The following is a 19,818-nucleotide window of genomic DNA, read 5'->3' as shown; positions in this document are numbered from 1 at the left end:
CCCCCCCCCCCCCCCCCCCCCCCCCCCCCCCCCCCGAAACCGTATCCGCACATTTCGGAGGCCCGGATTTCCGGCGGGATTTCGCCCCGGCATCTGGACGCTCCCATACAAATAAAATTCCCCGTACGGCAAGGCAGTCCGTACGGGGAATTCGTTTGAGCTGTACTAATCTCCAAACAGCGCGGCTCAACTTATTTCGTCTGTTTCACCAAAGCGATCTCGTCGATGCAGAAATAGGAGGGGCAATTCAGAAATCCGCCGCTCACATCGTTCGACATCACACCGAAACGCAGTTCATCGACAGCACCGAGCGACGAGCAATCGACCTTCACCCAATCGGAAACGATGGATTTCCCGCTGATAAGCACCTGCTCGATCGTTTTTCCTTTGACACCTCCGCTATATCCGGTCACCGAAACCTTGAACCAGTAATCGCTCAGGGAGGATTGGGACTGTCCCGTTACGGTCGCGTTGGCCATATACAGATGGGCGACTTCCCGCCTCTCGCTGAATTCGATCTTGGGCGTATTGTAATCATAAGCGCCGTAATCGTTGAAATAAGCGAGGGCGAATGTCGCGGTATTGTTGGCTCCCGACTTGGTCCACGCCGAAAAATGGCTCCCTTTGTAATCTGGCGACCCGTCGGCCGTCGGAGTCTGCGAATAGTTCTTCGAAAGCGCAAAACCGCCCCAAGTGTCATAGGCTCCGAACTGGTTTTTCGACATGTCGCAAAAATAGGAGCCGAAACCGATCTTTCGGTCAGCAGTCGTGAAGAGGAGTCCGTCGAAAAAATTACCGTTGGCATCCTCTTCGTTCATGTATTCCCTGCCGCACAACACATCGTCGAAGGAGCCGCCGGCCCATTCTCCGACGATCGTCACGGTCCGGAGCGCAGCGGCGTTGCCTTTGAAGTCGAGCATCCCCTCCGCGGGTTCGAAAGAGATCACATCGTACTCGACGGGCGGCGTCTTGGGGCCGTCATCGTCCGAGCAGGCGGCAAAAATGCAAGCAGCTATAAAAATTCAAACTAAATTTTTCATCACGATTCTATAAATAAAAATTATTCCGAATAAACAAGATCATCGATACAGAAATACGTCGGAGCCATCTTGTCACTACACTCGACAGAAAAAATTATTTTTGTCACCACTCCCAATTTATCCAGTCCCACGGTATTCCAATCTGCAACGATTTTGTTATTCGCAGCAAGGGGGACATCAACTTTTCCGGTCTGGGTTTCACCGTCGAAGCCAATAATCGACACGCTGTAATCACTATAATCACCCTTAAGGTGGAGATAGGTCCACGTATTATTGGCAACACGAACCGAAACAGGAGAAACAGGCGTCGAAAACTCAACTGCAGGATTAAATGTATATCCGGGGCCCATTCCCTTCATATCGTATGCAACCGCAAATTTATTCTGACCGTCATCGACTGTCGTATAAACACTAAATTGATTATCTGTCCCCTCGGTCACCTTATCATGGCAGCCGGATATGGCAAACTTGCACCAAGTATCCCATACGCCGCCGAAATCTGAAAAATAAGACAGGAAGGAAGCCTTGCCTTCTTTATAAATAACCCCTTCGAACACCAACGAGCCATCCTCATCAGTAGCCAGCTTCTTACCCCACAAGTATCCGTCAGCACCAAGTTCGGCATCACTGAAAGTTATTGTTTCAACATGGGGGGGGGTCGGCGTCTTGTCATCGTCCGAGCAGGCCGCGAACGCAAGCGCCGCAAAAGCGATCAGTAAAAGTTTTTTCATCTTTCGTTTGTTTAAGTTATCTGTATAAAATAAAAAAATCCGGTCCCGAACTCCCGGAATCGAATCCCCGTTTTACACAGCCCGGCGCATACCTATTATATATGCCGCCTTCACAACAAACGTCCGACACCCAGTGCCACCGTCCGAAGCGCTCCGTTCTCCGCAGAGCCTGTCCGAAAATCGAGAATTCTCCCACCGGGAGACGCAAGGCAGGTCTTCTGGCTCGTTCCTGCCGCTACGCCTTCCCGGCCGGAGCCAGTGGCTAAAGAGTGTGCGGCAATTGACGGAACTTACAGCAGCGGGAACTGCTGCCGATTTACACGGCATTCCCATTTAATCACACGGGGCCTTGCCCGGCCCTTTGTGAACCATTGCGGTGCAAAGTTAGGAAATAAATTCGTATCTTTGCCGTCGCTAACAAAAAATTTAAGCAAAGATTATGAAACACGCATACGTATTTCCGGGTCAGGGTGCCCAAGCAGTCGGTATGGGCAAAGACCTTTACGACAACGTACCCGAAGCGAAGGAGCTGTTCGAGAAAGCCAACGAGATTCTCGGTTTCCGCATCACGGACATCATGTTCGCAGGTACGGACGAGGAGCTGAAGCAGACGAAGGTAACGCAGCCTGCCGTATTCCTCCACTCGGTAATCATGGCCAAGGCGCTCGGCGTAAAACCCGATGCGGCTGCAGGACACTCGCTGGGCGAATTCTCGGCGCTGGTCGTCGCCGGAGCGCTCTCGTTCGAAGACGGCCTGAAACTCGTATCGAAACGTGCTCTGGCCATGCAGGCCGCCTGCGAGGCACAGCCCGGCACGATGGCCGCCATCCTCGGTCTGGACGACAAGACCGTCGAGGATATCTGCGCGTCGATCGACGGCGTGGTCGTGGCTGCCAATTACAACTGCCCCGGACAGCTCGTCATCTCAGGCGCCGTAGAGGCTGTTGAAGCCGCCTGCGAGAAAGCCAAAGCCGCAGGCGCCCGCCGCGCACTGCGTCTGCCCGTGGGCGGAGCGTTCCACTCGCCGCTGATGGAGCCCGCCAAGCAGGAGCTGGAGAAGGCGATCAACGAAGCGCCGTTCCAAGCACCCGTCTGCCCCGTATACCAGAACGTGGACGCAAAACCCTATACCGATCCCGCCCAGATCAAGGCGAACCTGATCGCACAGCTGACGGCTCCGGTACGCTGGACCTACATCGTGAAGAACATGCTCGCCGACGGCGTGACGGAGTTCACCGAACTCGGCCCCGGCACTGTACTTCAGGGGCTTATCAAGAAAGTAAACCCCGAAGCAACGGTCGAATCGAAATCGACACTATAAAATAAAAAGGCGCAGCGGCAAAAGGAATGGTCTGACAATCAGACCGTTCCTTTTCGTTTAAAAACTTTTGAAACAAAATTTATTAAATTTTATTAAAAACATGTTGTGTTTTTTAAATATACTTATTATATTTGCAAAGGTTTAGTTAAAAATGAGATAGCACGGATGACATCACTCACCGAATTTTTCAACAAACACGAAGACGATACCCTGAAGGGTATTTCACACAAGAACAGTATCATCAAGCGCAACATCATCGCCCACATGGCGGTGAACGGCGAATGCACGCTTTCGGAGCTGACCAAAGAGCTGCATATCAGCGTGCCGACAATCACCAAACTCGTGCAGGAGCTGGTCGATGAGAACATCGTCACGGATCTGGGCAAGGTAGAGACCCCCGGCGGACGCCGTCCCAACATCTTCGGTCTCGCCAACTCGGCTATCTATTTCGCGGGCGTGAACGTCGGACGCGACAACATGACGTTCCTGATCACCGACCTGCAGAACAACATCATCAAGGAGGAGTACGACTACACGTTCGAACTGCTCGACCGGCCGCAGTGCATCGAACGCATCTGCACCAACATCGAAAACTTCATCGCCACCTGCGGCATCGACCGCGGCAAGATTCTGGGACTCGGCGTCTGCATGACGGGCCGCGTGAATCCCGACACGGGCCGCAGCTACAAATACTTCACCACCAGCGAACAGTCGCTGCGCGACCTGCTCGAAGAGCGCGTGGGCATCCGCGTCCTGCTCGAAAACGACACCCGCGCCCGCTGCTACGCGGAGTATACCTGCGGCAAGTCGAAGGACGAGAGCAACGTGCTCTACCTCCACATGGGCCGCGGCGTGGCCATCGGCATCGTCGTGGACGGACAGCTGTACTACGGCAAAAGCGGCTTCGCAGGCGAGTTCGGCCATATCCCGTTCTTCGACAACGAAATCATCTGCTCGTGCGGCAAAAAAGGCTGTCTCGAAACCGAGGTTTCGGGCATCGCCATCGAGGACAAGATGAGCCACCTGATCGAAAGAGGCGTGAACACGATCCTCAAGGAGAAGTACGACAAGCAGAAGAGCATCCATATCGATGACATCATCGCCGCGGCGAAGAACGACGACAACCTTTCGATCGAACTGATCGAAGAAGCGGGCGAAAAGGTCGGCAAGGCCGTCGCCTTCCTCATCAACACGTTCAATCCCGAAACGGTCATCGTCGGCGGCAACATGGCCGCGGCCGGCGACTATATCATGCTGCCCCTCAAATCGGCGACCAACAAATACTCGCTCAACCTCGTCTACAAGGATACCAAATTCCGCGTATCGAAGATGACCGAGAATGCCAACGCTTGGGGCGTGGCGATGCTTATCCGCAACAAGATCATCGGCATCTGATGAACCTCGAAGGCCGGACAACGCGGCTGCGAGCCTTGGAACCGGGCGACATCGACCTGATGTACGCTTGGGAGAACGACACGGCGGTATGGAGCGTCAGCGGCACGCTGGCCCCCTTTTCGCGCCACACGCTCGAACGGTTCATTCAGGAACAGCAGTTCGACATCTTTCAGACCCGCCAGCAGCGGCTCGTCATCGAAACCCTCGGCGGCATCCCCGTCGGGGCGCTCGACTTTTTCGAGCTGGACCCGATCAACCGCCGGGCAGGCATCGGAATCCTGATCCACGACGACGCGCTGCGCGGCAAAGGCTATGCGTCGGATGCCGTGGAGACGGCATGCCGTTACGCCCGCGAGGTGCTGAACCTGCACCAGCTCTGGTGCAACGTCGGTTCCGACAACGCCCCCAGCCGGAGACTCTTCGCCAAAGCGGGATTCGCCGAAGTCGGCATCAAACGCGACTGGCTATGGCGGCCGGGCGGCTACGGCGATGAAATTCTGCTGCAAAAAATCCTCGAATAAACGATCGCAATACAATCCGCCCCATAAACGCTCCACCCATGACAAACACCCGCATCCGGATTTCAGCGCTCCTGCTGGCAATATCGGGCCTGCTGACGCCGCACCCGGCCGCATTCGGCGCAGGCAAAGCACCCAAAATCCATGAACTCACCTTCTCAGGCAAGGCTACTCCCGGACAATACTATGTTCCGGTCTACACCTCGTTCACCGTACCCGAAGGCATCGTAAAGATCAGCGTAACCCAGCATCTCGGTTCGGGCGAAGCGCGTCCGGGCAATCTGGACCTCGGCATCTTCGACGAGCGGGGAGCCGGATTCGAAGGTCCGGGATTCCGCGGCTGGTCGGGAGGCGCACGCCGCAGTTTCGAAATCGGCGAAACGGAGGCCACGCCCGGCTATCTCGCCGGACGGATCAATCCGGGCCGGTGGACCGTCATCCAGATGCCCACGACGGCAGGGCGCACCACCGACTGGACGCTGAAAATCACCCTTACGGAAGGTCCGCGGGCAAAAAAACTCCCCGCGCCGTCGTACGCGGCTCCGCAATTGAACGACAAACCCGGCTGGTACCGCATCGCCCCCCATGTACATACGGTCCACTCGGACGGACGGCTGACGCCGGCCGAAGTCATCGCGCTCGGCAAGGCTTCGGGACTCGACGGCATCGTTTCGACCGACCACAACACCACCTCGGCCCTCCTGCACTGGGGCGAAGTTCAGGACCTGGAATTCCTCGTGATCAACGGCGTGGAAGTCACCTACGGACAAGGACACTGGAACATCTTCGGTCTCGATCCGCACGCATGGATCGACTTCCGGATTCACCACAACGACACGCTCCGCTACCGCAAGGTCGTGGCCAAAGCCCGAAAGGCCGGACGGCTGCTGGTCGCCACCCCCCCCTACAACCTCGACTTCCTGTACGACGTAACCCCGATGGACGGCATCGAGGTCTGGAACAGCGCATGGAGTCCCGCCAACGAACGGGCCGTAGAATTATGGCATACCCTGCTCGTGGGCGGCAACCGCAAATTCGCCGTCGCTTCGACCGACTTCCACCGCGGCGGCAACATCGCCTCGCCCCACACGGTCGTCCGCGCCGAAGCGCTTTCCGCCGAGGCGGTCATCGACGCGATCGCCGCAGGCCGCAGCTACGTGGCGCGGGACACCTCGGCCGAGATCGGCATGCAGGTCCGCAATTCGGCGACGCCCGTACAGCATGCCGACATCGGCGACACCCTGCTCCGCAGCGGCGGGATGCAGGCCGAGTTCCGGAGCAACACCGCCGGCCGGCTGCGGCTGACGGACCAGCAGGGATGGTTCTCCGACACTTCGATCGCGCCGGGCACCGTCGTCGTCCCCATTCCAGAGCGTTCGCTCTGGGTCCGGGCCGAACTCCGCGCCGAGGACGGCAGCATGATCGCCCTGACCAACCCCATTTATATCCAGCATCCGCTGACCACGCAGTCCCTGCTGCCCGAATAAAACGATCGTACCGACATAAAAAGGCCCCATCTTCGGATGGGGCCTTTGCTTGATAGGTTTCGAGGGAATTACTCCAACCGGCGCGAGCCGTCGGAGATCACCACCTCATAGACTTTGGGTTCATGGCCGTACTTGGCGTTGAACTTCTCTTTGGCCGTAGCGATGAAGTTGTCGTAAAGCCCGTCTTTCACAAGATTGATCGTGCAGCCGCCGAAGCCGCCGCCCATGATACGCGAACCCGTGACGCCGCACGCCTCGGCGACCTCCGCCAAGAAGTCCAGCTCCTCGCACGATACCTCGTAGTCCTTCGACATGCCCCAGTGGGTTTCGTACATGCGTTTGCCGACGGTTTCGTAATCGCCCTTTTCGAGCGCTTCGCAAACGTCGAGCACGCGCTTCTCCTCGCCGATCACATAGCGGGCGCGCTTGTAATCCTCCTCGGAAATCTTATCCTTAATGGCGTCGAGCTGCTCCATCGTAGCTCCGCGCAGAAACTCCTGTCCGAGCATCTTGGCGACGCGCTCGCACGACGCGCGGCGGTCGTTGTAGGGCGACCCCACCAGCTCGTGCTTCACGCGCGAGTCGAGCAGGACGAGTTTGTAGCCTTTCGGATCGAACGGGAAATAGGCATATTCCAGCGAGCGGCAGTCCAGACGGATCAGGTTACCCTTCTTGCCGAACACCGAAGCGAATTGGTCCATGATGCCGCAGTTCACGCCGCAGTAGTTGTGTTCGGTGGACTGGCCGATCTTCGCCAGCTCAAATTTGTCGATCCCGCAGCTGTAGAGATCGTTCAGCGCAAAAGCGTAAGTCGATTCGAGCGCCGCCGACGAAGACATGCCGGCGCCCAGCGGAACGTCGCCCGCGAATACCGTATCGAAGCCGCCGATCTTGCCGCCGCGCTTCTGAATCTCGCGGCAGACGCCGAAGATGTAACAGGCCCAGCTCTGGGCGGGTTTGTCCGCCTCGTCCAGTCCGAACTCCGCACTTTCGCCGAGGTCCAGCGCATAGGCGCGCACCTTGTCCGTGCCGTTGAGCTTGATGGCCGCGACGATACCCTTATCGACGGCGCCGGGGAAAACGAAGCCCCCGTTGTAATCCGTGTGCTCGCCGATCAGGTTGATACGACCCGGCGAAGCGAAGAGGATAGCCCCGGAGCCGTAAAGCTCTCCGAACTTCTTACTGACTTTTTCTTTCATTGGTTATTGAAGTTTTTTAAGTTAATAAATCGTCTCTGCATCATACGAAGATAGAAAAAAAATCCTGAATTTCCAGCATTTTCCGACCGAAAAATCCATCTATTCGTCATTTTCAGTTTCGTTTCAAAATGCACCGAAAGAGACCAAAGCGGCCGATCATTACGAAAAATTACGCTTTGCAGGGCTTTCAGCTTGTTATTCCGGAAATGTTTTCTAACTTTGTGAAAGTTTCGTTTTATAAGCACTCAACCAACATTTCAAACGATATGACGAAAAAACTCATCCTTGCAGCCGCCATGCTCCTCACCGGAAGCGCCGCGGTCGCCGCACAACCCAAAGTAATTTCGCACCGCGGCTATTGGACCGCCCCCAATTCGGCCCAGAACTCACTGGCTTCGTTCACGAAGGCCGATTCGGTCGGCGTTTTCGGCTCGGAAATCGACGTATGGCTCACGGCCGACGACAAGCTGATCGTCAACCACGACCGCGTCTACAAGGGCACCGACATCAATATGGAGAAATCGACGCTCAAGGAGATCACCTCGATCGTGCTCCCCAACGGCGAGAACATTCCGACGCTCGACGCCTACCTGCGTTTGGTAGCCACCAAGCCCAATACGCGCCTGATCCTCGAAATGAAGTCGCTTTCGGACCTCAAGCGCGAGGATCTCGCAACTGAAAAGATCGTCAAAGCCCTGCGCAAATACAACCTGCTCGACCGCACGGACATCATCGCCTTCTCGATCAATGCCTGTCTTGCGTTCAAGAAGCTGATGCCCGACGGCCGCATCTTCTACCTCAACGGCGATCTGGCTCCCCGCAGCATCAAAAAACTCGGCCTGACCGGTATCGACTACTCGATGAGCGTGCTCCGCAAAAATCCCAAGTGGGTGGAGCAGGCCCACAAAGAGGGCCTCGAAGTCAACGTCTGGACCGTGGACACGGAGGAGGACATGCGCTACTTCATCGACCTCGGCGTGGACTACATCACCACCGACTATCCCGAACGCCTGCAGGCGCTGCTGAAATAACAATTGTGGCCTTATATACAACAAGAGCGGTCCGATTTTCCCGGACCGTTCTTGTTTTACGAGCCAACTTCCAGCCCGTCCGCCTTATTCGGCATTCCGCTTCAACCATTCCATTCGCCGCATATCGGGCAGATGTTTTACAGAAAAGTTTTCGAACTTCGCTTCGAATCCCTCTCCATCGGGACTGGCAGCCATAAGCCCCACCATAACCGGGGTGTTGTCCTGCAGCCATGCATTTCGCATCATCACATACTCCTTATCGTCGAACGAATAGAATATCTCCACGGCATCGAGCCGCCGTACGGCCTTGATCCACACAAACGGAACCGCTCCATCCTGCGGAATGATGCTCCAATCGCTGGTTCCATGAGTCACGACAGTACTGAGGTTGAATTTTCCGTCAACGAATTCGACGCCCGCCTTAATATAATTCTCGGCATCGATGCGCAGCATCAGTCCCGCTTGATCGAAACGGGTTTTGTAATCACCCGTCACTTTCACTTTCGCTTCGAACTCCCCGCCATAGGTCGCATAACAGAACGGAGCGTCGTCAACCGTGAAACCGTAATGTGAAACCCGCCAGTAGTCGCAATGCGGCGGAACCTGCATCGTAAGAATTCCGTCCTCGGCCGTCCACCGTTCCGGCTCGTTGAACCATTGAATCTTTTCAAGACTCTGGGCGCATGTGACTTCTGCAACCGCCAAAGCCAAGCAAGCCAAAAGTATTTTCCTCATATGTTCGGATTTTTTGATGATTAAATTACCTTTGCAAAGGTACGGCATCCCAACGACCGGAGCAATACTGATTAGTAACCATTCCCAAACTATGAATATCGTAAGCACACTGAACGAAAAACTACTACGTCAGAATTTCGACGACGAACACTCCGAAGCCCTCCTATGGGAGGAGTGCAGGCAGACGGCACTTGCATACGTGCGGACAGAAAACGCATTGGCCGTGTTGAGTGACCTGCAATCGAATACGAGCCGTATTTACAACGGCAGAACCGCGGTCCGGCTGGGGCTAGCCGAACACACTACCGAAGAAACGATTGCTTCGATCTGGGAAGAAAAAATCTTCGACCGAATACATCCCGACGACCTGCTGGAAAAACACACGCAGGAACTCCGCTTTTTCGGATTCCTGCAAGAAATCCCGATTGCGGAGCGAGTCAACTACTATGTCTCCGGGCAAATTCGCATGCGTGATGCAACAGACATCTACGTCCCGATCCGCCACCGCATGTTCTACATCGGCAGCACCCCGAACGGCAGCCTGCGCATGGCGCTCTGTCTCTACGACTCGGTCTGCACGGTTCAGCCGGATTACACGTTCGTCAATTCTGCCACGGGCGAAATAATATCACCCGAAACACGCCGGTCCGACAACCTGCTGTCGGACCGGGAGAAGGAGGTCCTGCAATTAATCAGTGCCGGCAAAATGAGCAAAGAGATAGCCATACTGCTCTCCATCAGCATCCATACCGTCAACCGCCACCGCCAGAACATCCTGAGCAAACTGAAGGCCGACACTTCGATCGAAGCATGCCGAATCGCCGAATATATGCACCTTATCTCCTGAAACTCCATCAAGCGTTCTTCAAACACAACAAAAAACAACCGTGAAAATCACGGTTGTTTTTTGTTTTAACGAATCATACGATCATGGAAAAGTTGCCGAAAGGCTCGTCACGCATCGACCACGATCACCTCGATTCCGCGCTCGCGGAGCCGTTCGAGGTAAAGGGGCTGAATGCCGCTGTCGGTGATGATGCGATCTACGGCCTCCAGATCGCAGATCTTGCTGAAGCCGCGACGGCCGAACTTCGAACTGTCGGCCAGCACGATCACTTTCTGGGCGGCGTTCATCATCGCCCCGTTGAGCGTCGCTTCGAGCATGTTGGTCGTCGTAAGGCCGAATTCCAGATCGATGCCGTCCACGCCCACGAACAGCTTGCTGCAATTGAAGTGGCGGAGCATCTGCTCGGCGAAAGGCCCTACGACCGACACCGAACTGCTGCGGGTGATGCCGCCGAGCTGAATCACGTCGATGTTGGCGTCCTGCGAAAGGATCGAAGTGACGGGCACCGCCGCCGTAATGACGGTCAGATGGCCTACGGGCTTTATTTCGCGCGCCAGAAACGCCATGGTGGTTCCCGACGCGATGATGATCGAATCGTCCTGCGCGATCAGGCTGGCGGCCTTGGCGCCGATGGCCCGCTTCTCCGCGACGTTCTTTTTTTCCTTCTCATTGACATGGCGGTCGCTAATATAGGGACTGATCAGAATCGCACTGCCGTGAGTTCGGTACAATTTTTTCTGTTGTTCGAGATAGGAGAGGTCTTTGCGGATGGTGACCTCCGAGACCTTGAACAGTTCGGCCAGTTGGGCCACGGAGATGGAGCCGTTCTGCTGAAGCAGCGCAAGAATCCGGTTATGACGTTCCGGAAGGCTCAAAATAGTCTCTTCGCCGGATTTGTTCATGTGAGTAAAGTTTAATCGTTTCGTAATGCAAGATAAGAAAAATAATTCGAAATCCGCCGGAACGGGCAGAAGAAATAACCATTCTTGCGCAAAGGAAGCATATCGAAACGGAATATTATGAAATAAAACATATTTTATTTTGAAATACAAAAAATCATATGTAATTTTGTTGCGAAACGAAATTCACTAACTATGGAAAGACTTGCACAAATCAAAAAACTATCCGAAAAAGACAAAGTTTGGGATATCGTCGTGGTCGGCGGAGGCGCAACGGGTCTCGGCGTCGCCGTCGATGCCGCGACGCGCGGCATGAGCGTGGCGCTGCTCGAAAAAACCGACTTTGCGAAATGCACTTCGAGCCGCAGTACCAAGCTCGTACACGGCGGCGTCCGCTACCTGCAGAAGGGCGACGTCATGCTGGTGCTCGAAGCGCTGCGCGAACGCGGCCGCATGAAGGCGAACGCCCCCCATCTGGTGAAAGACCAAGCCTTCGTGATCTCGAACTACAGGTATTGGGATAATTTTCTTTATTTCTGCGGTCTGACCTTCTACGACATGCTTTCGTTCGGTTTCGGCTACGGACGTTCGAAATACATTTCGGCGAAAAAGGTAATGAAATACATCCCGACTTCGGTCGAGAAGGGACTGAAAGGCGGCGTGGTGTACCACGACGGACAGTTCGACGACTCGCGTATGGCCGTGAACCTCGCGCAGACCTGCGTCGAAAACGGCGGCACGGTCGTCAATCAGGCTACCGTCACGGGCATCGTGCATGACGCGGCGGGCCGCGCCGCAGGCGTGAAGTTCGTGGACAACCTCACCGGCGAGGAGCACACGCTCAAAGCGCGCAGCGTCGTAAACGCCGCCGGCTGCTTCGTGGACGACATCATGCACATGGACAGCCCGACACACCGCAGAATGGTGACGCCGAGTCAGGGCGTGCATATCGTACTCGACATGAAGTTCCTGCAGAGCGACTACGCAATCATGGTTCCCAAGACCTCGGACGGCCGCGTGCTGTTCGCCGTGCCTTGGCACGACAAAGTCGTCGTCGGCACCACGGACATCGTGCGTCCCAAGGCAGAGGAAGACCCGCGCCCGCTCAAGGAGGAGATCGACTTCATCCTCGGCACGGCGGGACTCTACATGAACCCGGCTCCGACCTACAAGGATATTCTTTCGGTCTTCGCGGGCCAGCGTCCGCTGGCGGCGCCCAAGAAGGAGGGCAAGAACACGAAGGAGATTTCGCGCAGCCACAAGATCATCGTATCGGACAACGGTCTGGTTACGATCACGGGCGGCAAGTGGACCTCGTACCGTCTGATGGCCGAGGACACGGTGGACAAGGCGATCGAAGTCGCGAAACTTCCGGCCCGCAAGTGCGTCACCAAGAAACTGCACATCCACGGTTACCGCAAGAATCCCGATCTGACGGACCACATGTACGTATACGGCAGCGACGAGCCGAAGATTCTGGAGCTTATCAAGCAGCAGCCTGAATTGGGCGAAAAACTCTCGCCGAAGTACGGCTACACCTATGCCGAAGTACTCTGGGCCGTGCGCGAAGAGATGGCCATGACGGTCGAAGACGTGCTTTCGCGCCGCGTACGCCTGCTCTTCGTCGACGCCCGCGAAGCGATGGCCGCGGCTCCGAAGGTGGCTCAGCTCATGGCCAAGGAACTCGGACGCGATCAGGCATGGATCGACGGGCAGGTAAAAGATTTCACGGAATTGGCGAAAACTTATATCTTTGCAGGAGAAGCCGAGGCTTAGACCGAACGAACGAAACAACTTTTATAGGGAACAAATCCGAAGAATCCCGAATTTCTCCTCTCCGCGAGGAGGGATTCGGGAGGATTTGGAAAATGACCGGGCGTAGCCGAACGCCCCGACGCGGGTCCGACGCAGGGACGCACGTCGCCATGAATGAACCAATACCAACTTCAACTCAATCGGGTTCCTGCGTCGAGCCCCACGTCAATTATGTGGAAAATTCTTCAACCCCCTGCCTATAAACCGGAAATGGAGGCCGACAAGGTCGATGCGAAATACAAACGCATGCGTCTGCAGGTGTTTCTCGGCATCTTCATCGGGTACGCCGGATTCTACATCGTCCGGAAAAATTTCTCGATGGCGATCCCGGAGCTCGCCCTGCTCGGCTTTGACCAGAGCGAACTGAGCATCGTGCTGGCAATGAACGCCGTGTCCTACGCCCTGTCCAAATTCCTGATGGGAAGTGTCTCCGACCGCAGCAACGCGCGCGTATTCCTGCCGCTGGGACTGGTGCTGGCCGCCCTGTCGATGATGTTCATGATCGTTCCGGTTACGCTGCTCGGCCCGGAGCACAAGCGGCTGGCCATTTTCATCATGGCGGTCCTGAACTTCCTCGTGGGCTGGTTCAACGGAATGGGCTGGCCTCCGTGCGGCCGCGTCATGACCCACTGGTTCTCGATCAAGGAGCGCGGCACGAAGATGTCGATCTGGAACTGCGCCCACAACGTGGGCGGGGCTTTGGTCGGCCCGATGGCCGTCTACGGCGCCATCTGGTTCGGCTCATGGTTCTGCGGCAGCCACACAGAACTCTATTTCCTGATAGGAACCTATCTTTTCCCGGCGGTCGTCGCGATCTTCATCGCCATCCTCGCCTACGTGCTCATCCGCGACACGCCGCAGTCGTGCAGCCTTCCCTCGGTGGAGAAATGGCGCAACGACTACCCGAAAAATTACAGCGCCAAGCAGGAGGAAGTGCTCACGACCCGCGAAATCTTCTTCAAATACGTCCTGAACAACAAACTGCTGTGGTTCATCGCCATCGCCAACGCTTTCGTCTACATGGTACGCTACGGATGTCTCGACTGGGCCCCGACCTACCTCCGCGACGCGCAGGGTTACGACATCAAGCAGGCCGGCTGGGCCTACTTCGCCTACGAGTTCGCCGCCATTCCCGGCACGCTGATCTGCGGCTGGCTGAGCGACAAGGTATTCCACGGACGGCGCGCCGTTCCCACGATCCTCTTCATGGCGATCGTCGCGGTATTCATCTTCCTCTACTGGCAGTTCTCGTCGAACTATTTCATCGTCACCATGTCGCTGATCGCCATCGGATTTTTCATCTACGGTCCGGTAATGCTCATCGGCGTGCAGGCGCTCGACCTCGCTCCGAAAAACGCGGCGGGAACGGCCGCCGGACTGACCGGATTCTTCGGTTACTTCCTCGGCACGGCCATTCTGGCCAATATCGTGATCGGCTCCGTGGCCGAAGCCGCAGGCTGGGACTGGACGTTTATCCTGCTCATCGCGGCCTGCTTCCTCTCGATCGTATTCATGGCGTTCACCTACAAGGGTGAAAAGGAGATACTCGGCCAGAAATAGGACTGCCGAGGCTCAACGGATTGCGAAAGCCCTTAACTCACGGTTAAGGGCTTTTTCATTGCCCCCGACCATGCGGTCCACGAGCGCATGGAAACGCGGCGAATGGTTGTGGTGGACGGTATGGCAGAGTTCGTGGACGATCACGTAATCGCGCAGGTGTTCGGGCAGGGTCATCAGAAAAAGGCTCAGCGAAATGGTATTACGCCCCGAACAACTCCCCCACTTGGTACGCGAAGCCCGAATCGTGAGTTTGGCGTATTTCAGCCCCGTCAGCTGCGACAGCCGCTCGATACGCGCCGGGAGATCGGCTTTGGCGGCGCGGCGCAGCTCTTCGATGCGGGCTTTGGCCTCGGCGGGCGGAAGCGGGGGTTCCACAGGCATCCGGGCCGCCATACGCACGCGGGCCTGCTCGACCCAGTCGGCCTTCAGGTCGAGGAACTCCATGGCCCTGCGGACCGAAACGCCGTACGGAAAAGAGACCCGCACGGCCCCCGTACCGCGCACGCTGATCGAGATACGGCGTGCGCGCCGCGTCCGGGAAAGAGTCACCTCGCCCAGCCGGGGATGCGTCACGGTCGAAATCATCGCATCAGCACGGCATTGATCGACAGTCCCTGTATTACAACGGCCGAATCCGTACGTTCCAACTTGATATTCTCGAACAGAATCCGGCAACGGTCGTCGCGGTAGTCCAGCAGCCGCAACAGTTGATCGGACGTCGGCTCACACCCTTCGGAGGGTTCGAATCCGCTCTCTTTCAGCTGGCGTTCGAGCAGTTCCCGGCAGGGAATCCGGTGCACGGCACGCTCCTCGCCCAGAAACAGCCGGAGCGTATCGCCACCGAAATGATAGCTGCAGTCGCTCCAGCCCCGAAGATTCATATAGTAATGCGGATATTCGGCATTTACCTCGAACCGGGCATTGACGGGCGCTTCCAGTTCGATGATATTATTGACGCAATATGAATTGCAGTAATCGCAACCCCACCTCACGTAGCTGCGCATCCGCTCCGGGAATATTGCGGCAAACTCGTCAAGTTCGGTCCCGAACCGGGCAAAGACCGCAGTATCGCGCCTCTCGACGAACTTCAGCGATTCATAAAGTCCGTGATACGCCTCCCGATATACGCTGTCGGCCGGCGGCACGGGGGTCAGGATCAAACGCCCGTCGTTGCCGAGCCGTCCGAGGGATTCCGCAATGCGGACGGCGCGGCCGACCTGCGAGCGCACGGCCAGCCGTTCGGGTTCGAGCGACGGCACGTAAGCGAACGCCGCGAAGACCGCGAAAGCCGTCAGGCAGACATACATATAGCGTCCCGCGCGCCGGGAGAGGAACAGCACCACGCAAAGGGTCATCAGACCGCCGCAGACAAGCAGGTAGATACGCGGCGAGGTAAGCCCGTATTCGCTCGTACGGCGAATCGCACCGACCCAGAACAGGAGCTGCGTCGGCAGCGAGATCAGGCTGAACCGGTCGAAAAACCAGTCGTAAAGCCGCTTCCGCATCAGGAACTGCAGCGCCTTCTCGGCCAGCGCGAAAAGCGTGAATCCGAACACGAGATAGGCGACGCCGCCTTCGGGCAGCGACCACGTAACGAGGATTTTGGCCATATAGAGGTAGAGAATGGCCGTATAGATCAGCAGCGCCGGAGCGACGATGTAGTTGAGCAGGATTTCGAGAATGCGGTTGCTCTCGTACCCGGCTTCCCGCCAGCGGTCCGCCATCATCAGGAAGAGTACCGGCACGGCGAAGGTCTCGAAAACGATCAGCGCATAGGTCCACACATGGTCGATCCACGCCCCCTCCAGCCCGAAGATATAGGTCGTGGAGAAGAGAATCGCCCCGAACAGTCCGAGGGCGACATTGGCGAAGAACACCGCCAGCACGCCCGACCGCAGCCACAAAAGCGCGTCGCAGACGAAACGTTCGTTGTGCACGGCGCGGCGGCACATCAGCAGCGCCAGCGGGACCAGTATGCCGAAGGTCAGGAAAGCCGGCTCCGAGACTATCCACGCTTCGAGTCCTCCCCAGAGCGACAGCGGGACGATCGGTGTCCAGCTTACCCAGTAGACGCGCCGCCACGGGCCGCGGCCCGCAAGGTTATTGACGACCAGCGCGACGGCGAAAAACAACGCCGCGAGGGCCAGTTTCGGAAGGGAGTGGTCCCAATCCAACTCATAGGTGAGCAGGCATCCGGCGCAGGCGTATACAGTAAGCGCGCTCTCGACGGGATGCAGGCGCAGCATCTGCAGAAACCCCTCCCGGAGCCAGCGCAGATAACGTTCCAGTTTCGCTTTCATGGTCTTCGGTCAATTATACGGTTCGATGAATTATTCGGCAATTCGCTGGCGCACCGCTTCGAACAGCATCACGGCGGCGGCCGCCGAGACGTTCAGCGACTCGATATGGCCGATCAGCGGAATCGCCAGCTGCTCGTCGCAGAGTTTCAGCACCTCTTTCGAGATGCCCGTATCCTCGGCGCCCATCACCAAAGCCGTCGGCTTGCGGAAATCGGCGTCGTAAAGCAGTTTGCGGCTCTTCTCGGTCGCGGCGACGATCTGGAATCCCTCGGTTTGCAGCAGTTTGACCGTATTGCGGATCGAACCCACGCGACAGACCGGAATCGCCGTCAGCGCCCCCGCCGACGAGCGGATCGCCTCGGCGTTCACCGGCGCCGAATTCTTCAGCGGCGTAATCAGCCCGTGCGCCCCGGCGCACTCGGCCGAGCGGGCGATGGCTCCGAAGTTGCGGACGTCGGTCACCCCGTCGAAAATCACCACCAGCGGCGTTTCGTCTTCGGGCACGCGCTCCAGAATATCGGCCAGCCCGACATATTCGATGGCCGAGATCTGCGCCACGACACCCTGATGGTTGCCGCGCGTCAGGCGGTTGAGTTTCTCGACCGGCACCTCCTGCACACGCACCTTATGCCGGAAGCAGAGGTCTCTCAGCTCCGACATCAACTGCCCCTCGGCGCCCTTGCGGATGTAGAGCTTTTCGATCTGTTTTCCGGCCTCGATCGCTTCGGCCACGGGACGTATCCCGAAAATGATATTGTCCATATCCGTATGATTTACTGTTTTTCAATCGCTTATCCCGAATACCGGAAACGCGGCCGAGCAGGCTATCCCTGCTCTTCGACTATTTCAAGTTCGTACGACGCCTTCTCCCACTCGTGCATCTGGTGGTCGTAGCGGGCTTTCAGGTCGTTGTAAGCCTTGTAATCGGCTTCGTTGTATTCGGTCGCGGCGGCGAATTTCGCATCGTACGCCGCGATCTGCTTCTCGATTTCGGCCAGCTCCGCTTCGACCGTCTCGACCGCCCGGCGCAGTTTGCGGAGCTGCTTCTCCTGCTCCTTGCGCTGCTCGTAGGTCAGTTTCCCCGACGCCGCGGCGTCCCTGTTCGCAGCGGGCTGCGCGGCGGATTTCGCCGCGGGATTCGCCGCCGGATTCGCCGCCGGTTTTGCCGGAGCGTCGCGGCGTTCGATCTCCTGCAGGGATTCCAGCTTGCGCTTTTCAAGGAAGTAATAGATGCCGCCGAGATACTCCTTCACCCCGCCGTCGCGGAACTCGTAGACCTTCTGCACCATGCCGTCCAGAAATTCACGGTCGTGCGAAACGACCACGACCGTGCCGTCGTACTTCATGATGGCGTTCTTCAGGATGTCCTTCGAACGCATGTCCATATGGTTCGTCGGCTCGTCGAGAATCAGCAGGTTGCGCGGTTCGAGCATCATGCGGGCCATCGCCAGACGCGCCCGCTCGCCGCCCGACAGGACCTTGACCTTCTTGTCGATGTCTTCGCCGCGGAACAGGAACGCTCCCAGAATATCGCGCAGGCGGGTGCGGATATCCCCCACCGCCACCCGGTCGAGCGTATCGTACACCGTGAATTCGCCGTCCATCAGGTCGTCCTGATTCTGCGCATAGTAACCGATATTGACGTTGGCGCCGAGCCGCACCGAACCCTCGGTCGGCGTCAGCTGGCCGATCAGCATGCGCGCCAACGTGGTCTTGCCCTCGCCGTTGCGCCCTACCAGCGCGATCTTGTCGCCCTTTTCGATGATAAAATTCGCACCGCTGAAGACATGCTTCGTCCCGAACGACATACCAGCCTCGTTGATCTCGGCTACGATCTGTCCCGAACGGGGCGCAGGCGGGAATTTGATGTTGAGCGTCGAAAGATCCTCCTCCTCGATTTCGAGCCGCTCCAGCCGCTCCAGCTGCTTGATGCGCGACTGCACCTGATTCGACTTGGTGGGTTTATAGCGGAACTTCTCGATGAACTCTTCGGTCTTTTCGATCATCCGCTGCTGATTCTCGTAAGCGGCCATCTGCTGCGCCCGGCGCTCGGCACGCAGCACGACGTATTTCGAATAGGAGACCTTGTAGTCGGTAACCTTGCCCAGCGACAGCTCGACCGTGCGGTTGGTCACGTTATCCAGAAAAGCGCGGTCGTGCGAGATGAGCAGCACCGCCCCGTTGTAGTTTTTCAGGTACTCCTCCAGCCATTGGATCGACTCGATGTCGAGGTGGTTGGTCGGCTCGTCCAGCAGAAAGATCGAAGGACGGCGCAGCAGCAGTTTCGCCAGCTCGATACGCATGCGCCAGCCGCCCGAAAACTCGCTCGTGGCGCGGCCGAAATCCGTGCGCTTGAATCCGAGGCCCAGCAGCGTCTTTTCGATGTCGGCTTCGCGGGTGTCGCCTCCGAGGATATGGTAGTGGTCCTGCGCGTCGTTCAGACGATGCAGCAGCTGTTCGTATCCGGCGCTTTCGTAATCGGTGCGTTCGGCGATCTCGCGCGTCAGGGAAGCGATTTCCGCCTCCAGCCGCAGCACCTCATCGAAGGCTTTGGCCGTCTCTTCGGCCAGCGTCGTGGTGTCGGCCACGCGCATCGTCTGCGGCAGATAGCCGATCGTACATTCGCCGTTCAGGGTCACATGACCCGACGTGGGCTGCTGTTCGCCCGTGATGATGCGCAGCAGCGTGGTTTTTCCCGCACCGTTGCGGCCCACCAGACCGATGCGGTCCTTCGGGTTGATCAGAAATGAGATATTGTCGAAGAGGGTCCAGCCCCCGTAGCTTACAGTAAGGTTGTCTAACGAAATCATGGTGTCTGTAAAATCACCGCAAAGTTAATGATTTAATCCGACATATCGCTATCTTTGCAAGTCCTAAGATAGGATACTCCCCGGAGAAGCCCGAAAATGAATTGGCCCTGTCTCCCGGTTTTCGCTATCT

General features: G+C 57.2%; 17 protein-coding genes and 1 riboswitch. Of the genes, 8 read left to right on the top strand and 9 right to left on the bottom strand.

Going from position 1 to position 19,818, the window contains the following annotated elements:
* Positions 1 to 191 precede the first annotated feature (191 nt).
* Positions 192 to 920, bottom strand: a complete 729-nt coding sequence (locus tag ACESTR_RS13515) for a DUF4465 domain-containing protein (RefSeq protein WP_009596974.1) — start codon at positions 918 to 920, stop codon at positions 192 to 194.
* 140 nt (positions 921 to 1,060) lie between these two features.
* A complete protein-coding gene (locus tag ACESTR_RS13510; RefSeq protein WP_009596984.1) occupies positions 1,061 to 1,771 on the bottom strand; it encodes a DUF4465 domain-containing protein in 711 nt (236 codons plus the stop codon).
* 190 nt (positions 1,772 to 1,961) lie between these two features.
* Positions 1,962 to 2,138, bottom strand: a riboswitch (cobalamin riboswitch).
* Positions 2,139 to 2,210: 72 nt separating this feature from the next.
* On the opposite strand from ACESTR_RS13510, the gene fabD reads away from it, so the two are divergent.
* The 4 genes from fabD to ACESTR_RS13490 all read left to right on the top strand — a co-directional run bounded on the left by fabD (position 2,211) and on the right by ACESTR_RS13490 (position 6,492).
* Entirely contained in the window at positions 2,211 to 3,092 is an 882-nt protein-coding gene (gene fabD, locus ACESTR_RS13505) for an ACP S-malonyltransferase (protein ID WP_009596955.1), read from the top strand.
* A gap of 165 nt (positions 3,093 to 3,257) precedes the next feature.
* Positions 3,258 to 4,487: an ROK family transcriptional regulator gene (locus ACESTR_RS13500; RefSeq protein WP_009596990.1), complete on the top strand. Its 1,230-nt coding sequence runs from the start codon at positions 3,258 to 3,260 to the stop codon at positions 4,485 to 4,487.
* Positions 4,487 to 5,008: a GNAT family N-acetyltransferase gene (locus ACESTR_RS13495; RefSeq protein WP_009596967.1), complete on the top strand. Its 522-nt coding sequence runs from the start codon at positions 4,487 to 4,489 to the stop codon at positions 5,006 to 5,008. The genes ACESTR_RS13500 and ACESTR_RS13495 overlap by 1 nt, the downstream gene beginning before the upstream one ends.
* Positions 5,009 to 5,046: 38 nt before the next feature.
* Positions 5,047 to 6,492: a CehA/McbA family metallohydrolase gene (locus ACESTR_RS13490; RefSeq protein ID WP_278714201.1), complete on the top strand. Its 1,446-nt coding sequence runs from the start codon at positions 5,047 to 5,049 to the stop codon at positions 6,490 to 6,492.
* A gap of 68 nt (positions 6,493 to 6,560) precedes the next feature.
* Here ACESTR_RS13490 and galK read toward each other — a convergent pair whose 3' ends face one another.
* A complete protein-coding gene (gene galK, locus ACESTR_RS13485) occupies positions 6,561 to 7,691 on the bottom strand; it encodes a galactokinase (protein WP_014776067.1) in 1,131 nt (376 codons plus the stop codon).
* 266 nt (positions 7,692 to 7,957) lie between these two features.
* On the opposite strand from galK, the gene ACESTR_RS13480 reads away from it, so the two are divergent.
* Positions 7,958 to 8,722, top strand: coding sequence for a glycerophosphodiester phosphodiesterase family protein (locus ACESTR_RS13480; protein WP_195559864.1), 765 nt, complete (start codon positions 7,958 to 7,960; stop codon positions 8,720 to 8,722).
* A gap of 84 nt (positions 8,723 to 8,806) precedes the next feature.
* Here the strand turns inward: ACESTR_RS13480 and ACESTR_RS13475 are convergent, their stop codons facing one another.
* A complete protein-coding gene (locus ACESTR_RS13475; protein WP_014776065.1) occupies positions 8,807 to 9,457 on the bottom strand; it encodes a DUF1349 domain-containing protein in 651 nt (216 codons plus the stop codon).
* A gap of 91 nt (positions 9,458 to 9,548) precedes the next feature.
* On the opposite strand from ACESTR_RS13475, the gene ACESTR_RS13470 reads away from it, so the two are divergent.
* Positions 9,549 to 10,304, top strand: a complete 756-nt coding sequence (locus ACESTR_RS13470; RefSeq protein ID WP_009596947.1) for a response regulator transcription factor — start codon at positions 9,549 to 9,551, stop codon at positions 10,302 to 10,304.
* Positions 10,305 to 10,411: 107 nt separating this feature from the next.
* Here ACESTR_RS13470 and ACESTR_RS13465 read toward each other — a convergent pair whose 3' ends face one another.
* Positions 10,412 to 11,206, bottom strand: a complete 795-nt coding sequence (locus tag ACESTR_RS13465) for a DeoR/GlpR family DNA-binding transcription regulator (protein ID WP_009596954.1) — start codon at positions 11,204 to 11,206, stop codon at positions 10,412 to 10,414.
* 192 nt (positions 11,207 to 11,398) lie between these two features.
* Here ACESTR_RS13465 and ACESTR_RS13460 point away from each other — a divergent pair, with 192 nt between their 5' ends.
* Positions 11,399 to 12,979 (top strand): glycerol-3-phosphate dehydrogenase/oxidase, encoded by a 1,581-nt coding sequence (locus tag ACESTR_RS13460; RefSeq protein WP_009596940.1) that lies wholly within the window; start codon positions 11,399 to 11,401, stop codon positions 12,977 to 12,979.
* A gap of 210 nt (positions 12,980 to 13,189) precedes the next feature.
* Complete coding sequence (gene pgtP, locus ACESTR_RS13455; RefSeq protein ID WP_039939796.1) at positions 13,190 to 14,578, top strand: phosphoglycerate transporter protein PgtP; 1,389 nt, start codon at positions 13,190 to 13,192, stop codon at positions 14,576 to 14,578.
* Between the two features lie 12 nt (positions 14,579 to 14,590).
* On the opposite strand, the gene ACESTR_RS13450 is transcribed toward pgtP, so the two are convergent.
* The 4 genes from ACESTR_RS13450 to abc-f form a co-directional block, all read right to left on the bottom strand.
* On the bottom strand, positions 14,591 to 15,163 hold the full coding sequence (locus ACESTR_RS13450; protein WP_009596985.1) for a M48 family metallopeptidase: 573 nt from the start codon (positions 15,161 to 15,163) through the stop codon (positions 14,591 to 14,593).
* On the bottom strand, positions 15,160 to 16,878 hold the full coding sequence (locus ACESTR_RS13445; protein WP_279182902.1) for a DUF4153 domain-containing protein: 1,719 nt from the start codon (positions 16,876 to 16,878) through the stop codon (positions 15,160 to 15,162). The genes ACESTR_RS13450 and ACESTR_RS13445 overlap by 4 nt, the downstream gene beginning before the upstream one ends.
* 30 nt (positions 16,879 to 16,908) lie before the next feature.
* On the bottom strand, positions 16,909 to 17,640 hold the full coding sequence (rlmB, locus tag ACESTR_RS13440) for a 23S rRNA (guanosine(2251)-2'-O)-methyltransferase RlmB (protein ID WP_009596975.1): 732 nt from the start codon (positions 17,638 to 17,640) through the stop codon (positions 16,909 to 16,911).
* A gap of 62 nt (positions 17,641 to 17,702) precedes the next feature.
* A complete protein-coding gene (gene abc-f / locus ACESTR_RS13435; protein ID WP_278973459.1) occupies positions 17,703 to 19,688 on the bottom strand; it encodes a ribosomal protection-like ABC-F family protein in 1,986 nt (661 codons plus the stop codon).
* Positions 19,689 to 19,818 lie beyond the last annotated feature (130 nt).

This window comes from Alistipes sp. DJF_B185 (genome assembly GCF_964250025.1).
GTDB lineage: Bacteria > Bacteroidota > Bacteroidia > Bacteroidales > Rikenellaceae > Alistipes > Alistipes finegoldii.
Note: the sequence above shows the minus strand (reverse complement) of the source record. Positions and strands in the feature narration are given on the sequence as shown.

What these genes read in the sequence shown, in the direction of transcription:
- ACESTR_RS13515 (WP_009596974.1), bottom strand. Translation starts at nt 920, where the DNA reads ATGCTCGACTTCAAAGGCAACGCCGCTGCGCTCCGGACCGTGACGATC.
- ACESTR_RS13510 (WP_009596984.1), bottom strand. Translation starts at nt 1,771, where the DNA reads ATGAAAAAACTTTTACTGATCGCTTTTGCGGCGCTTGCGTTCGCGGCC.
- fabD (WP_009596955.1), top strand. Translation starts at nt 2,211, where the DNA reads ATGAAACACGCATACGTATTTCCGGGTCAGGGTGCCCAAGCAGTCGGT.
- ACESTR_RS13500 (WP_009596990.1), top strand. Translation starts at nt 3,258, where the DNA reads ATGACATCACTCACCGAATTTTTCAACAAACACGAAGACGATACCCTG.
- ACESTR_RS13495 (WP_009596967.1), top strand. Translation starts at nt 4,487, where the DNA reads ATGAACCTCGAAGGCCGGACAACGCGGCTGCGAGCCTTGGAACCGGGC.
- ACESTR_RS13490 (WP_278714201.1), top strand. Translation starts at nt 5,047, where the DNA reads ATGACAAACACCCGCATCCGGATTTCAGCGCTCCTGCTGGCAATATCG.
- galK (WP_014776067.1), bottom strand. Translation starts at nt 7,691, where the DNA reads ATGAAAGAAAAAGTCAGTAAGAAGTTCGGAGAGCTTTACGGCTCCGGG.
- ACESTR_RS13480 (WP_195559864.1), top strand. Translation starts at nt 7,958, where the DNA reads ATGACGAAAAAACTCATCCTTGCAGCCGCCATGCTCCTCACCGGAAGC.
- ACESTR_RS13475 (WP_014776065.1), bottom strand. Translation starts at nt 9,457, where the DNA reads ATGAGGAAAATACTTTTGGCTTGCTTGGCTTTGGCGGTTGCAGAAGTC.
- ACESTR_RS13470 (WP_009596947.1), top strand. Translation starts at nt 9,549, where the DNA reads ATGAATATCGTAAGCACACTGAACGAAAAACTACTACGTCAGAATTTC.
- ACESTR_RS13465 (WP_009596954.1), bottom strand. Translation starts at nt 11,206, where the DNA reads ATGAACAAATCCGGCGAAGAGACTATTTTGAGCCTTCCGGAACGTCAT.
- ACESTR_RS13460 (WP_009596940.1), top strand. Translation starts at nt 11,399, where the DNA reads ATGGAAAGACTTGCACAAATCAAAAAACTATCCGAAAAAGACAAAGTT.
- pgtP (WP_039939796.1), top strand. Translation starts at nt 13,190, where the DNA reads ATGTGGAAAATTCTTCAACCCCCTGCCTATAAACCGGAAATGGAGGCC.
- ACESTR_RS13450 (WP_009596985.1), bottom strand. Translation starts at nt 15,163, where the DNA reads ATGATTTCGACCGTGACGCATCCCCGGCTGGGCGAGGTGACTCTTTCC.
- ACESTR_RS13445 (WP_279182902.1), bottom strand. Translation starts at nt 16,878, where the DNA reads ATGAAAGCGAAACTGGAACGTTATCTGCGCTGGCTCCGGGAGGGGTTT.
- rlmB (WP_009596975.1), bottom strand. Translation starts at nt 17,640, where the DNA reads ATGGACAATATCATTTTCGGGATACGTCCCGTGGCCGAAGCGATCGAG.
- abc-f (WP_278973459.1), bottom strand. Translation starts at nt 19,688, where the DNA reads ATGATTTCGTTAGACAACCTTACTGTAAGCTACGGGGGCTGGACCCTC.